The organism is Mesorhizobium sp. WSM4311 (assembly GCF_002295115.1).
Taxonomy (GTDB): Bacteria; Pseudomonadota; Alphaproteobacteria; order Rhizobiales; family Rhizobiaceae; genus Mesorhizobium.
Genome location: NZ_NSFV01000006.1, coordinates 128,067 through 141,577 on the forward strand (window position 1 = coordinate 128,067; position 13,511 = coordinate 141,577).

Genomic DNA, 13,511 nt, shown 5'->3' on the forward strand with positions numbered 1-13,511 from the left:
CGGATCAGGCCGCAACCTGGCCCTCGACGGCGTTGACGAGCGCATCCGGGTCGAGGGGCTTGGTGACGAAGCCGCTGGCGCCATGGGCAAGCACCGCATGGCGCGTCTTTTCCTGGCTGTCGGCCGACAGCACCATGATCGGCACGGGCGGCGCCGATGTCTCTTCCTCATGGCGGCGGATCGCGGCAATGGCATCCAGCCCGTCCATGACCGGCATATGCAGGTCCATCAGCACCACGTCGAAGCGGTGCTTGTGCCCGGCGCTGGTGACGGCCTCGACGGCGGCCTTGCCATTGCCGACTACCTTGACGCGGTGCCCCGCCTTCAACAGCGTGGCGCGGGCCAGCATGGCATTGATGTCGTTGTCCTCGGCGATCAGCACGGACAAGCCCAACTGGCGGTCGCTTGAAGCGCGCAGCGCAGGGGTGCGGCGCTTTTCCGGCTGCGGCTGGGCAAGGGCCGGCGCATGGCTGGTCAAAAGAACACGCAAAAGTGTTCCACCGCGCACCGGCCGGGCCAGGAAGGTCGCGTAGCCGCTGGCGCGGAATTCGCCAAGCAGGCCGCGGTCGGTCGGTGCGATCAGCGTAACGGCTTCGCAATCCAAAAAGCCGACTTGGCGCAACCGTTTGAGCACTCTCCCATCGCTCTCCTCCATGGCCGCGTCGACCAGAACCACGTCGCAGCCGTCGGCGAAGGAGGCGGCCTGTGCCACCGTGGTGGCGATGGCGGCCGCGCCGCCATTGGCGCGGATGGTGCGGGCGATGGCGTCTGCCTCGACGGCGTTCCTGGACAGGATCACCGCGCGCCTGCCGGCAAGCACGTTCTGCCGGCCCTGAGGCGCCTCGGTGGCCTCCGTGGCCGGGATTTCGAAGACGAATTCCGACCCTTGGCCAAGCCGGCTGGACACCGAAATCGTGCCACCCATGGCGGCCACCAGCCGCTTGGAGATGGCAAGTCCGAGCCCCGCTCCGCCATGTGCGCGCGTCGAGGTGCCGTCGGCCTGTTCGAACTCCTCGAAGATACGCTCCATGTCCTCTTCGCGCAGCCCGGGACCGGTGTCGGTGATGGTGAAGCAGATGCGGTCGCTGGTCTCGGTGCGGGCGCGCGCGATGCTGACCAGCACGCCGCCGCCGTCGGTGAACTTGATGGCGTTGCCGATCAGATTGAGCAGCACCTGCCTGACCCGGCCTGGATCGGCTGTGATCAATTGCGGTACATCCGGTTCGACGTGGCAGCCGAGGCCAATACCCTTCGCGAAGGCGCGGGCGGCGAGCAATTCGATGATGTTGTCGGCGATCTCGCGCACCGACATGGGCTGCGGTTCCGGATCGAAGCGACCGGCCTCGATCTTGGAATAGTCGAGCAGGTCCTCGATCAGGGCGAGCAGGGCGCTGGCCGAGGTCGAGATGGCGCCGACATAGGTCTGCTGTTCCGGCGACAGGCTGGTGTCGGCGAGCAGCCTGGCCATGCCCATGATGCCGTTCATCGGCGTGCGGATTTCATGGCTGACCGTGGCGAGGAAGCGCGATTTGGCCTGGCTTGCGTATTCGGCGCGCTCGCGCGCGGTGATGAGCGAGGATTCGGCGCGCTTGCGGGCAGTGATGTCGCGGGCGATGGCGCGATGCGATGCCGTGCCGCTGTCCTTGTCGCGCACCGACAGTTCGATCCAGGAGAACCAGCGCGGGCCGCTTGGCGTGCGGATGGCGACATCGGTGGAACTGAGGCACTCATGGTCGGAAAAGGCGGCATCGGGGACGATGCCGACCTCGATGCCAAGTTCGGCCAGGGTCTTGCCGGCAAGATCGCGCTGATCGGCTTCGACCAGATCGGCGAACACCTTGTTGGCATAGACGATGTGGCCGTCGCGATCGCGATGGATGACGAGGTCGCCCAGCGCATCGATGAGACCGCGAAAGCGCTCCTCGCTTTCCTGCATTTCCCACATGCGGTCGGCCAGCGTCTCGATTTCGGCGCGGCTTCGGGCGGTGGTCTCGTCCAGCATTACCACGGTGCGGTGGGCGCTGCGTCTGGCATGGAAATGCATGGCCAGGCCGGCGAGGCCGGTTGCCAGCAAGGCGAGGCTGATGAAGATCGGCGCCCCGGTCAGATGCGCGAGGCCCGCCAGGACCAGGATGGCGACGAAGGTGAGCAGCGGCAGGCCTTCCCGCCTGACCAATTGTTGCTCGGGCACCAGCGGCGGCGCGGCGATGAACCGCCGCGCCGCCGCTGGTGCCGCAACCGCATCGACATCGTCGCCCTTGTTTGCCTGTCGGCTGTCGGATTCCGCGATCATGCGAAAACCCTTGCCAGACAGAGATTATGGAAAATTGCGGCGGATCGTTCGAATTTTAGCGGATAGGCGTTTTTGTCCCGGCAGCGGCGGATTCGCCACCGGATTAGGCGATCCATCCGCTGGCTGGAGCCCGCGAGGCGGGCTTACATGTCGACGACGACGCGACCGCGGATCTTGCCGTCGACGATGTCGCGCGCGGCATCGATGATATTGTCGAAGCCGATGGTCGTGGACAGGCTGGCGAGCTTCTGCAGGTCGAGATCGGTGCCGATGCGCCGCCAGGCCTCGAGGCGCACGGCCTTCGGCGCCATCACCGAATCGATGCCGAGCAGCGAGACGCCGCGCAGGATGAAGGGGGCGACGCTCGACGGCAGATCCATGCCGCCGGCCAGGCCGCAGGCCGCGACCGCGCCGCCATAGGAGGTCATCGACAGCACATTGGCCAGCGTGTGGCTGCCGACCGAATCGATGCCGCCGGCCCAGCGTTCCTTGGCCAGCGGTTTGGCGGGCTGGCTGAGCTCGTCACGCGAGATCACCTCGGCGGCGCCGAGATTTATCAGATAGGGGCTTTCCGCATTGCGTCCGGTCGACGCAATGACGTGGTACCCGAGGCTGGACAAGATGGAGACCGCGACCGAACCGACGCCGCCGGCTGCACCCGTCACCACCACCGGGCCGCGATCAGGCAGGATGCCGTGCCGCTCCAGCGCCATGACGCAGAGCATGGCGGTATAGCCGGCGGTGCCGACCGCCATCGCGTCATGGGCGCTGATGCCTTCCGGCAGCGGAACCAGCCAGTCGCCCTTGACGCGGGCACGCCCGGCATAGGCGCCGAAATGCGTCTCGCCGACACCCCAGCCATTCAGGATGACCTTGTCTCCCTTGCGCCAGTCGGGATTGGAGGACGAGATGACCGTTCCGGCGAAGTCGATGCCCGGCACCAGCGGCCAGCGGCGGACCACCGGCGCCTTGCCCGTAATGGCCAGCCCATCCTTGTAGTTCACCGTCGTCGCCTCGACCGCGACGGTGACGTCACCCTCCATCAGGTCGGCTTCGGTGAGATCCGTCACGGCGACCGACTGGTTCTTGTCGGCGTCGCGCGAGACGAGGATGGCTTTGAAGGTTTCGGACATCTTTTTCTCCGCGAACTTGCTTGGCGTCCTTGACTGTGCGGCGATGGCCGCGTGGGGTCAATCTTTGGAAGATTTGGCGTTCGAAGCTTTGGGCTCGCGACGCCAGCCGATGAGTTCGTCGAAGACGACCAGTGCCGCGCCCACGGAAATGAAGGCGTCGGCGAGGTTGAAGATGGCAAAGGACCAGACCGGCGTGTGGAACAAGATGTAGTCGATGACGTGGCCGTAGACGGCACGGTCGATCAGATTGCCCAGCGCGCCGCCGGTGATCAGGGCAAAGCCGGTGCGGGCGATGACATGGCCCGATGGCGTGCGGGTGGCGAGGTAGAGCACGAAAGCCACGACCATAACGGCGATGACCACCAGGCCGGTATCGCCGAAGGAGGAGAACATCGAGAAGGCGATACCGGTGTTGTAGGTGCGAAACAGCGCCAGGAACGGCACCAGATCGAGCTTTTCCTGGAAGGGCAGGCCGGCCTCGACCAGATGCTTGATCCACTGATCGAGCGCGATGGCCGCGACGACGAGCAGCGCGTAGGGGGACCATGATCTCACGGGCGGGCAACCTTCATTGCTGGTCGGCGATTGGTTCGAGCCTCAGCGCGCCGCGCCGGATCTCGAACAGCATGATGCCGGTGGCGACGGCGAGATTGAGCGAATCGGCGCGGCCCGCTTGCGGGATCCTGAGCAGCCGGTCGCAACTCGCTGCCAGGCTTTCAGGCAGGCCCTGTTGCTCATTGCCCATCATCAGCAGCACAGGCCCACGGGAAAAATCGACCGAGCGGTAGTCGACCGCACCCTTCAGATGCGTGCCGGCGACAAGGCCAGAAAATCCGCCGCGCCAGGCAAGGAAGGCCTCGGTCGTTGCCTTCGCCACCGGCACGGCGAAGATCGAACCCATGGTGGCGCGCACCGTCTCCACGGAAAACGGGTCCGTTGTGTCGCCGACCAGGATGACACCCTTGGCGCCGACGGCATCGACGGTGCGGATGACGGTGCCCAGATTGCCGGGGTCGCGCACCCGGTCGAGCGCCACCCAGACATCGCCATTGTCGGCGCGGATGTCCTTCAGCGCCAGGAATTTTTGCGAGAAGACGCCGACCACCATTTGCGGATTGTCGCGGCGGGTGATGGCGACAAGCACTTTTTCCGAGACTTCGAGCACCGTGCCGCCGGCGGCAACCGTGCGCGCGGCGACCTTTTCCACCGCCGGGTTGCCGCGCCCGGCCTTGGCGAACACAAGCGTCCTGATCTGCCAGCCCAGGTCGAGCGCATCGATGACCAGCTTCAGCCCCTCCGCCATGAAGGCGTTCTGCTGGTCGCGGAATTTCTTCAGGGCGAGTGCCTTGATGTCCTTGATCAGCGGATTGGCGAGGCTGGTGACTTCCTTCACCTGGCCAGGTGCGCCCACATGCCGTTCGTTCATTCAGGCCACCCAACGCGAAAACAATGAGGTCGAAAGCGCCCTGCCAGCGGACTTTTCGCGAATGATCAGCTCACCCGATTCAACCCTGCCGCCCATGCCGGCGAACGTGTCGCGCATCAAAGCGTGGATGGCGAAGAAGGAGGCGCGGATCGAATAGGCGGTCAACACCACGGCAAGCGGCTTTGGCGTCAGGATCGCGCGACAGAGATCGGTCAGGGCAGGCAGATCCTCGAACAATTGCCAGACCTCGCCCTTGGGGCCACGGCCATAGGCCGGCGGGTCGAACAGGATGATGTCATAGCGGCTGCCGCGGCGCTCCTCGCGCTCGGCGAATTTCACCGCGTCGTCGACGATCCAGCGGATCGGCTTGCTGCCCAGCCCGGCCATCTCCTGGTTTTCACGCGCCCAGCCGATCGCCTTCTTCGAGGCATCGACATGGGTGACCTCGGCGCCGGCGCGGGCCGCCACCAATGAGGCGAGGCCGGTATAGCCGAACAGGTTCAGCACCTTGACCGGCCGCCTGGCCGCCGCGATCAGCCCGGCCATGTGGTCCCAGTGCGAGGCCTGTTCGGGAAAGACGCCGACATGGCGAAACGAGGTGAAACGGCCGAGATAATCGATGCCGTCATGCTTCATCGGCCAGGTCTCGCCGAGCGGCATCTTCGGGAAACGCCAGCGGCCGATGCCCTCTTCGTCGGTGTCACCGGTGAAGATGGCGTCGGCACGCTCCCAGTCCCTCGCCGGCAAGGCCTTCTGCCAGATCGCCTGGCCCTCGGGCCGCACGATGCGGTAGGGGCCATATTGTTCGAGTTTCTGGCCGGCGCCGCTGTCGAGCAGCGCATAATCGGCATTCGGCGCCACTTCGAGAATCAGCGGAAGCTGTTCGGCGGGCAGGGCGCCGTCACGGCGGGCAAGGATGCGCGGGGCGGAATTCGGTGCGGGCTGGCTGTCCGGGCTGCCGGCCTGCTTTTCCCGTGGCCTTGCCTCCGACCTTGCCGCACCACGATTGTCGTGCGCACGCGCCTGTTGCGCGCCGTCTTTCGCGGGCGGGCGGCCGTCGCGGCGTTTGTCGCGAAAAGACTTCAAGAAGCAGCATCTCCGGCGGTTCGGCCCGCTTCTGCCACAGCTATGCCCTTCGGCGCAACAAAACCCGCGCGACATTGCGACGGCGGCGCGGTGGCGGGCGATTCAGCCGCGCCTGATCGCAAGCAGGGCGAGAGTCAGCGAAATGAAGCCGGCGGTTTTGAATGCCGTGACGGCCATGTGGCCGGTTTCCCAACGCAGCCGGATGGCTTCGAAACCATCCGGGATCGGGCCCGGCACCCAGGTGGCGAGGACATCATTGGCCGGTTTGACGAGAACGAACCACAACACGAGCGACAGCGCGTAGAGCAAGGCGGCTGCCAGCGCGAACCAGAACGCCGGGCGATCGTCGCGCAGCAGCCAGGCCAGCAGTCCGGGGCAGGCGATTGCCGCGATGTCCAGCGGCGCGCCAATCACCGCGAAGAGCAGGAACTGGCCGTTGAAAACGGTGGTCTCGCGCCAAAGGGCCGGCGACCACTGGGTGAGCCGGGGTGCCGATTCCAGGACGTGGGCGAAAGACGGCCCGAGGCTGAGTGCGGCGACCATGGCAGTCAGCACAGACCAGAACAGCAGGAAACCGTATATCTGCATGCCGGAACAACGGTCCCTCGTCCGAGGAGTTCCGAGCCATCAAGCCGCTTGCGGCGCCAAGCATGGCGGCCCTATCGTTCGTCGCCAACGGATTGCCATTGATGTCCCGCTCCGAACGCCTGCTCGACCTGATCCAGTCGCTGCGCCGGCACCGCCGGCCGGTGAGCGGGCAGGCGCTGGCCGATGAGCTCGGGATTTCGATCCGCACGCTCTACCGCGATATCGCCACGCTGCAGGGGCAGGGCGCGCCGATCGAGGGCGAGGCAGGGCTGGGTTATGTGCTCAAGCCCGGCTTCATGCTGCCGCCGCTGATGTTCAGCGACGAGGAGATCGAAGCCATCGTGCTCGGTTCGCGCTGGGTTGCCAAGCAGCCGGACCAGCGTCTTTCGGCCGCTGCCGCCAATGCGCTGGCCAAGATCGCGGCCGTGCTGCCGGAGGATCTGCGCGAGGATCTCGATGCCTCGACCCTGTTGGTCGGGCCGCAGATGACGGCCATTGAAGGCATAGATCTTGGCGTCGTGCGGCAGGCCATCCGCCACGAACGCAAACTCGGTTTTCTCTATCGCGATGCCGGTGGTGCTGCTTCGCAACGTATCGTCTGGCCGTTCGCGCTCGGCTTCTTCGACAAGGTGCGGGTGGTGGTGGCGTGGTGCGAGATGCGACAGGATTTCCGGCATTTTCGCGCCGATCGCATATCCGGCCTCGACGCCGTCGATGCGCGCTATCCGCGTCGCCGCCAGGCGCTGCTCAAGGAGTGGCGGGCAACGCTCGACAAGCCGCGCGGGCCATGATGCCTACTGCCAGAATCTGACAGTAGCTTGCCCTATATCAGCCAAGTCGAAACGTTGAAACAGCTTGGAGAGCAGTCATGGCAAGCCCGAATTTCGTCATTCTCCATGTCGACCAGCCGCTCAAGAGCGGTGCCTTCTACAGCGCGCTGCTGGGGCGCGAGCCGGTCGAAAGCGCGCCGACCTTCGTGCTGTTCGTGCTCGACAACGGCTTCAAGCTCGGCCTGTGGTCGCGCCATACGGTCGAGCCGGCGGCGGCCGCGGCCGGTGGCGGCGCCGAGATCGTGTTTGCGCTGGAGACGCCGGATGCGGTCGACGCAACCCACGCCGACTGGTCCGGACGTGGCTTGAAGATCCTGCAGACGCCGACCGACATGGATTTCGGCCGCACTTTCGTTGCTCTCGATCCCGACAACCACCGCCTGCGCGTCTACTGGCTGTCCGACGGGCAACAGGCCGATGGAGAGCAGAAATGAGCGCGTATTGGATCGCCGTTGCGTCGGCCGAACATGTCCGGCGCGGCCGAAAGGACGGTTTCATGCAGGTCAATCACGGCAAGGCGGCACCGTTGCGTCGCGTCAAGCCCGGCGACGGCATCGTCTACTATTCGCCGACCACAGTTTTGCGTGAAAAAGACGGCCTGCAGGTATTCACGGCAATCGGCACGGTGCGGGAAGGAGAACCCTATCAGGGCGACATGGGCGGCGGCTTCACGCCGTTCCGGCGCGATGTCGAGTGGATGGCGGCTGAAGAAGCGCCGATCAAACCGTTGCTCGAACGGCTGGACTTCACCGCCGGCAAGTCGAACTGGGGATATCAGCTGCGCTTTGGCCTGTTCGAAATCACCGATCACGATTTTCGTCTGATCGCAGAGGCGATGGGTGCTGCAAAGAAACTTGCAGAAGCTAGGGCTTGAGAGCCTTGTAGACGGCAATGCCCGCTGCAAGGTCCTCGAGTGCCGCGCCAACGGACTTGAACAGCGTGATCTCGTCAGGGCTCTCTCTGCCCTTTTTCCGGCCGCGCGCCAATTCGTGCAGGTCGGCGACGATCGCGTCCAGCTTTAACACGCCCGAGGCCAGCGGCTGGACGATGTCGCCGGCTTCCTTGGTGGCGCCGGCGCGGGTGTCGACATAGACGCGGGCGCGGGCGATGGCGTCGTCATCACTTTCACGCATCGTCGGGGTGAAGCCGCCGACCAGGTCGACATGGGTGCCTGGCCGCAACAGAGCGCCCTTGATCAGCGGCGTGGTGGTGATCGTTGCCGAGGAAACGATATCGGCCTCACCAAGCTCGGTATCGAGGTCGGTCGCGGCGCTGGCCGCAAAGCCGTCGGCGCGCAAATCGGCCGCGACTTTCTCGGCGTTTGCCGGGGTGCGGTTCCATATGCGGATGGTTTTGATCGGCCGCACGGCCGAATGCGCCTTGGCGAGGAACGGCGACAGGGCGCCCGCGCCGACCACAAGCAGCCGCGAGGCGTCGTCGCGGGCAAGGTAGGAAGCCGCCAGCGCCGAGGCGCAGGCGGTGCGCCATTGCGTCAGCCGCTGGCCGTCGATCAGGGCTTCCGGTTCGCCTGTCGCGCCATCGAGCAGGAGATAGAGCCCCATCACGGCGGGCTTGCCGATGGCGTTGTTGTCGGGCGAGACGGTGACAATCTTGACGCCGATATGGCCGCCGGAAGACGTGCCGGCGGCGTTGAAATCGGTCCATGCTGGCATCAGCAGCAAGGTCGAGGCGGCACCATCGGGCCGTTCGACAGCGTGATGATGCCTGACCGGCTGCACCGCACCTTCGCGGAATGCCGCGCGCAACGTCTCGACCAGTCCGGGAAAGGTCAGCGCACGGTCGACCTCGGCGGCCGAAATGGTCAGCATGAATGGCTCCGCGGAACGAAAGGCGCCGGCCGGCCCATCAACTGGTCGGCTTTGGCAATGCCGACCGTTGGGCCGACCCTTGGGCCTGTCCTTGGGCTGATCCCTGCGGCGCTGATGGCGCGCGGCTGACCGCCTGGCGCAGGTTTTCCGCCTCGACGCCGCGCTGGCGCGCCAGTTTGCGGTAGCGGCCCTGCTTGACCCAGGTCGCCAGGCTGCCGACGATCATGCCGATGGCAAGCGCCAGGAACAGGAAAATGAACAGCGGCAAGGTGAGCGTCAGCTTCGGATTGCCGGGATTGAACGGATCCAGCGTGAAGGCGACGAGTTCGCGGTTGGCGACGGCCAGCGCGATCAGGATGATCGCCAGGGGCACGAAGACCACGATGAGCATGAAACGATTGAGCATTATGTTTTCCGTCGGAAGTTGGCGCTGCGCCTACTTGCCGCCGTTCAGCCTTTCGCGCAGTTCCTTGCCGGTCTTGAAGAACGGCACCCATTTCTCCTCGACCTCGACGGATTCGCCGGTGCGCGGGTTGCGGCCGGTACGGGCGGGACGGTTTTTCACCGAAAAGGCACCGAATCCGCGCAACTCGACCCGGTTGCCTTCGGCGAGTGCGTCGGTGATCTCGTCGAAGATCGCGCCGACGATGTTTTCGACGTCGCGCAGGAAAAGATGCGGATTGCGCGTAGCAATAATCTGCACAAGTTCGGACTTGATCATCAGACGGGTCCCCGTGAAAGCAGTTCGGTCGAAATTATGAGGATGATTTTATTGGCTTTTTCAGCTGTCCCAAACCGCGCTCAAGGGTGCCAGACAGAAACGAGGCCGTCAAGAAACAAGCGGTCGGCGCCAAGTTCGTGGATGACATCACTGCTGTAGTCCGGCAGGCCAAGCGCGCTGCCCACCGTTTTTACCATGGCTTTTGACCACAGGAAGCTGCCGCGCCGCTCCGTATCCTTCCATTCGACCACCTTGAGCTTGGCGTCGACACCCTTGGTCGCCAGCCAGTTGATCGCCTCGGTTTCGCCGCCGACGGCGTCGATCAGCCCGTTGGCGACACCCTGGCGGCCAGTAAAGATCGATCCGTCGGCCAGCGCCAGCGCCTGTTCGTGGGTCATCTTGCGGCGTTCGGCGACGATGCCGACAAACCAGTCGTAGCTGTCGAGGATGAGCTTGCGGACCATGGCGCGCTCGTCGTCATTGGTCGGCTTGAAAGGAGAAGGCGAAGCCTTGAGCGGCGAGGATTTCACCTCCTCCAGCTTGATGCCGAGCTTGTCCATCAGGCCGCTGACGTCGGGATACTGGATCAGCACGCCGATCGAGCCGACGATCGAGGTCTTGCGGGCGACGATGTGGTCGGCCGCACTTGCGATCATATAGCCGGCCGATGCGGCGAGCGTGCCGACTTCGGCCACAACCGGCTTGTCGGCGGCTACCTTGCGCACCTCCTCATAGATCGATTCACCGCCGACGGTGGTGCCGCCGGGTGAATCGATCGCGAGGATCACGCCCTTCACCTTCGACGACTTGCGGATGTCTTCCAGACGCTTGATCAGGTCCTCGTCCTCGGTGATCGTGCCTTCGATCCTGACCTTGGCGATATGGTCGACAGCCGAGCCGCCGAGATCGTCGCGATAGAACCAGGCCGACAGCGCGATCACTCCGAGGGCCACGATGCCGATGGCCGCAACACGCCAGAATGTCAGCTTGCGCCGCAAACGGCGGCGGTCGATCAGGTCGTCGGCTCTCAATGCCATGGTCAGCCTCACGGTCGGCGGGAAGAGACGCTTTTAGACCATGATGTCTTCATCGGGAAGCAGTTCCGCTTGCCTGTGGCGCGGCAATCGCCCGCGGCGATCCAAACACTGTCCTTTTTGTGACTGGCCTGTGCAAGGGACGCGAGGTAAGGGGAAGAACAGCGGTGATGAAAAAAAGGCGCAGGCGCGCCCATTTCTGCTATGAAGTACCGGCTGTTGTGCCGACCTCGTTTTCGTTTGTACAACCACAGTTGTCACATTTTTGCGGTTTTCGTGGGCTTGTGCTTGCTTGAGAGTGCCGGCCCCCCACCTATAGGCGGTGTTCCTTGGCGGGCAGGGTCTAGAAGAAAGCAGTCATGTTAGCGCGATCGAATGAACCGACCAGCCCCGAGACGGCGTTGGCTCCCCCGGCGGATGGCTGGACGCGGGGCGATGCGTTCGACCGCGCCCAACGTCATTCGCGCCGCGTGCGCGTGCTCAAATTCGCCCTGCCCCTGGCCGCGGCGCTGATCGCCGTCGCCTTCCCGATCTATTCCTATCTGGCCGCCCCCGTCTCGGTCGCGGTGCAGTCGGAAGGCGCCGCCTTTTCCAACGGCAAGCTGGTGATGGCCAATCCCAAGCTCAACGGTTTCACCAAGCAGAAGCAGCCCTATTCGATGACAGCCCTGCGGGCGATCCAGGATGTCAGCACGCAAGGCATCATCGAGCTCGAAGGCATAGACGCCAAGGTGCCGGTCGGGCCGGACAATGTCGCTGCCATCAAAGCCTCGCACGGTATCTACGATCGCGACGGCAATACGATGAAAATGACCAGCGACGTCATGATCACCACGACCGACGGCATGCAAGCCAAGTTCAAATCGGTCTTCCTCGACATGGGCAAAGGCACTATGAAGACGGACGACCCCGTCGACGTCAGCAGTGGCGGGTCGCAAATCACAGCGGATTCCCTGTCGGTCCAGGACAATGGCAAGATCCTGGTGTTCGAGAAGAGGGTGCGCGTCAACATCGATCCCGCCAGCGTGAAGGCGGCTGAGGCAAAGGGCGAAGAATCGAATGTGGCACACTAGTTCGACACGGCTTGCGGCCGCAACTTCGGTGCTGCTCCTGCTGGGCCTTGTGCCGTCGGTGGCGCAGTCGGGTGCCAGCAGCCAGGTGTCCGGGCTCAAATTGTCCGGCGACAAGCCAATCCAGATCGAAAGCGACAAGCTGGAGGTGCGGCAGGCCGAGAACGTCGCCGTGTTCACCGGCAACGTCACCGTCGTCCAGGGGCCAACCCTGCTCAAGGCCGGCAAGATGATGGTGTATTACGTCAAGGATCCCAACGCGGCCGCCAAGGGTACCGAAGCGGCGGGTGCCGCGATGACCGGCTCCGCCAATATCGATCACCTCGAAGTCAGCAGCAAGGTCTACATCAAGTCGGATGACCAGGTTGCGACCGGCGACAATGGCACCTTCGACATGAAGACGCAGGTGCTGGTCCTGTCCGGCAAGGAAGTGGTGCTGTCGCAGGGCCCCAACGTGCTCAAGGGCTGCAAGCTGACCGTGCAAATGAAGACTGGCCTGGCCAATGTCGATGGTTGCGGGGGACGTGTCATCATGTCGATGACCCCGCCGAAATCGGATGCGCCAAAGGCGGGAGCGACGAACCCCTGATGGCCAGCCTGTCATCGCTGACGGCGCGTCTTCCGGGACGTGCCGCAGCCAAGGTTTCGGCTCCGGCCACGATCACCGTCGACAAGACGAAGTTCAAGGGAACCTTGATCGCCAAGGGCCTGACCAAGAGCTACAAGGGCCGCAAGGTGGTCAGCGGCGTCACGCTCGGCGTGCGCGCCGGCGAGGCCGTCGGGCTGCTCGGCCCAAACGGCGCCGGCAAGACCACCTGTTTCTACATGGTTACCGGCCTTGTGCCGGTGGATGAAGGCACGATCGAGATCGACGGTTTCGACGTCACCTCGATGCCGATGTATCGTCGCGCGCGCCTCGGTATCGGCTATCTGCCGCAGGAGGCGTCGATCTTCCGAGGCCTCAATGTCGAGCAGAATATCCGCGCCGTGCTCGAAGTGGTCGAAAAGGATCGCAAGGTGCGCGAGCGCAATCTCGACGAACTGCTCGAGGAATTCCACATCAGCCATCTGCGCAAGGCGCCATCCATGTCGCTCTCCGGCGGCGAGCGGCGGCGCCTGGAAATCGCACGCGCGCTGGCGACGCGCCCGGCCTACATGCTGCTCGACGAGCCCTTTGCCGGCATCGACCCGATCGCCGTCGCCGATATCCAGCAGCTTGTGCGCCATTTGACGGCGCGCGGCATCGGTGTCCTCATCACCGACCACAATGTGCGCGAGACGCTCGGGCTGATCGACCGTGCCTACATCATCCATGCCGGCCAGGTGCTGACCCATGGCCGCGCCGACGAGGTGGTGGCGAACCCGGATGTGCGGCGGCTTTACCTCGGCGAGGGCTTTACGCTCTGACCTTTTTTCTCATGCAATTCCGGCCGGAGGATCGTTTCCGGAAATTTGCCTTAGGCGTGAAATTTGTTTCCTGGCACGATTTTTTGCGTGTCGC

General features: G+C 64.4%; 16 protein-coding genes. 6 read left to right on the top strand and 10 right to left on the bottom strand.

Annotated features, from left to right (window positions below):
• Positions 1 to 4 precede the first annotated feature (4 nt).
• From CK226_RS17590 to CK226_RS17615, 6 genes are all read right to left on the bottom strand, one after another.
• Complete coding sequence (locus CK226_RS17590) at positions 5 to 2,293, bottom strand: PAS domain-containing hybrid sensor histidine kinase/response regulator (protein ID WP_095772474.1); 2,289 nt, start codon at positions 2,291 to 2,293, stop codon at positions 5 to 7.
• Positions 2,294 to 2,436: 143 nt separating this feature from the next.
• On the bottom strand, positions 2,437 to 3,426 hold the full coding sequence (locus tag CK226_RS17595) for an MDR family oxidoreductase (protein WP_095792596.1): 990 nt from the start codon (positions 3,424 to 3,426) through the stop codon (positions 2,437 to 2,439).
• Positions 3,427 to 3,483: 57 nt separating this feature from the next.
• Complete coding sequence (gene lspA / locus CK226_RS17600) at positions 3,484 to 3,981, bottom strand: signal peptidase II (RefSeq protein WP_095772476.1); 498 nt, start codon at positions 3,979 to 3,981, stop codon at positions 3,484 to 3,486.
• Positions 3,982 to 3,994: 13 nt separating this feature from the next.
• Entirely contained in the window at positions 3,995 to 4,852 is an 858-nt protein-coding gene (locus CK226_RS17605; protein WP_095772477.1) for an RNA methyltransferase, read from the bottom strand.
• Positions 4,853 to 5,938 carry a class I SAM-dependent rRNA methyltransferase gene (locus CK226_RS17610; protein WP_095787068.1) on the bottom strand — a complete coding sequence of 362 codons (1,086 nt, stop codon included), beginning with the start codon at positions 5,936 to 5,938 and terminating at the stop codon, positions 4,853 to 4,855. It abuts the gene before it with no gap.
• 102 nt (positions 5,939 to 6,040) lie between these two features.
• Positions 6,041 to 6,481: a DUF1772 domain-containing protein gene (locus CK226_RS17615; RefSeq protein WP_245437772.1), complete on the bottom strand. Its 441-nt coding sequence runs from the start codon at positions 6,479 to 6,481 to the stop codon at positions 6,041 to 6,043.
• 146 nt (positions 6,482 to 6,627) lie between these two features.
• Here CK226_RS17615 and CK226_RS17620 point away from each other — a divergent pair, with 146 nt between their 5' ends.
• From CK226_RS17620 to CK226_RS17630, 3 genes are all read left to right on the top strand, one after another.
• On the top strand, positions 6,628 to 7,317 hold the full coding sequence (locus CK226_RS17620; protein ID WP_095787145.1) for a YafY family protein: 690 nt from the start codon (positions 6,628 to 6,630) through the stop codon (positions 7,315 to 7,317).
• 77 nt (positions 7,318 to 7,394) lie between these two features.
• On the top strand, positions 7,395 to 7,790 hold the full coding sequence (locus CK226_RS17625; RefSeq protein ID WP_095792598.1) for a VOC family protein: 396 nt from the start codon (positions 7,395 to 7,397) through the stop codon (positions 7,788 to 7,790).
• Positions 7,787 to 8,230 carry an EVE domain-containing protein gene (locus CK226_RS17630; RefSeq protein ID WP_095792599.1) on the top strand — a complete coding sequence of 148 codons (444 nt, stop codon included), beginning with the start codon at positions 7,787 to 7,789 and terminating at the stop codon, positions 8,228 to 8,230. The genes CK226_RS17625 and CK226_RS17630 overlap by 4 nt, the downstream gene beginning before the upstream one ends.
• On the opposite strand, the gene CK226_RS17635 is transcribed toward CK226_RS17630, so the two are convergent.
• The 4 genes from CK226_RS17635 to sppA form a co-directional block, all read right to left on the bottom strand.
• Positions 8,220 to 9,185: an ornithine cyclodeaminase family protein gene (locus CK226_RS17635; protein ID WP_095792600.1), complete on the bottom strand. Its 966-nt coding sequence runs from the start codon at positions 9,183 to 9,185 to the stop codon at positions 8,220 to 8,222. The genes CK226_RS17630 and CK226_RS17635 overlap by 11 nt on opposite strands.
• Before the next feature lie 37 nt (positions 9,186 to 9,222).
• Positions 9,223 to 9,591, bottom strand: a complete 369-nt coding sequence (locus CK226_RS17640) for a DUF1049 domain-containing protein (protein WP_095792601.1) — start codon at positions 9,589 to 9,591, stop codon at positions 9,223 to 9,225.
• A gap of 30 nt (positions 9,592 to 9,621) precedes the next feature.
• A complete protein-coding gene (locus tag CK226_RS17645; protein ID WP_006200394.1) occupies positions 9,622 to 9,906 on the bottom strand; it encodes an integration host factor subunit beta in 285 nt (94 codons plus the stop codon).
• 80 nt (positions 9,907 to 9,986) lie between these two features.
• Positions 9,987 to 10,943, bottom strand: coding sequence for a signal peptide peptidase SppA (gene sppA, locus CK226_RS17650; protein ID WP_095787144.1), 957 nt, complete (start codon positions 10,941 to 10,943; stop codon positions 9,987 to 9,989).
• A gap of 356 nt (positions 10,944 to 11,299) precedes the next feature.
• Here sppA and lptC point away from each other — a divergent pair, with 356 nt between their 5' ends.
• From lptC to lptB, 3 genes are read left to right on the top strand one after another with little or no spacing between them, the layout of a single operon-like run.
• Positions 11,300 to 12,013 (top strand): LPS export ABC transporter periplasmic protein LptC, encoded by a 714-nt coding sequence (gene lptC / locus CK226_RS17655; protein ID WP_095792602.1) that lies wholly within the window; start codon positions 11,300 to 11,302, stop codon positions 12,011 to 12,013.
• Positions 12,000 to 12,599, top strand: a complete 600-nt coding sequence (locus CK226_RS17660) for an LptA/OstA family protein (RefSeq protein WP_095792603.1) — start codon at positions 12,000 to 12,002, stop codon at positions 12,597 to 12,599. The genes lptC and CK226_RS17660 overlap by 14 nt, the downstream gene beginning before the upstream one ends.
• Entirely contained in the window at positions 12,599 to 13,417 is an 819-nt protein-coding gene (gene lptB, locus CK226_RS17665) for an LPS export ABC transporter ATP-binding protein (protein WP_010911489.1), read from the top strand. The genes CK226_RS17660 and lptB overlap by 1 nt, the downstream gene beginning before the upstream one ends.
• Positions 13,418 to 13,511: the final 94 nt, after the last annotated feature.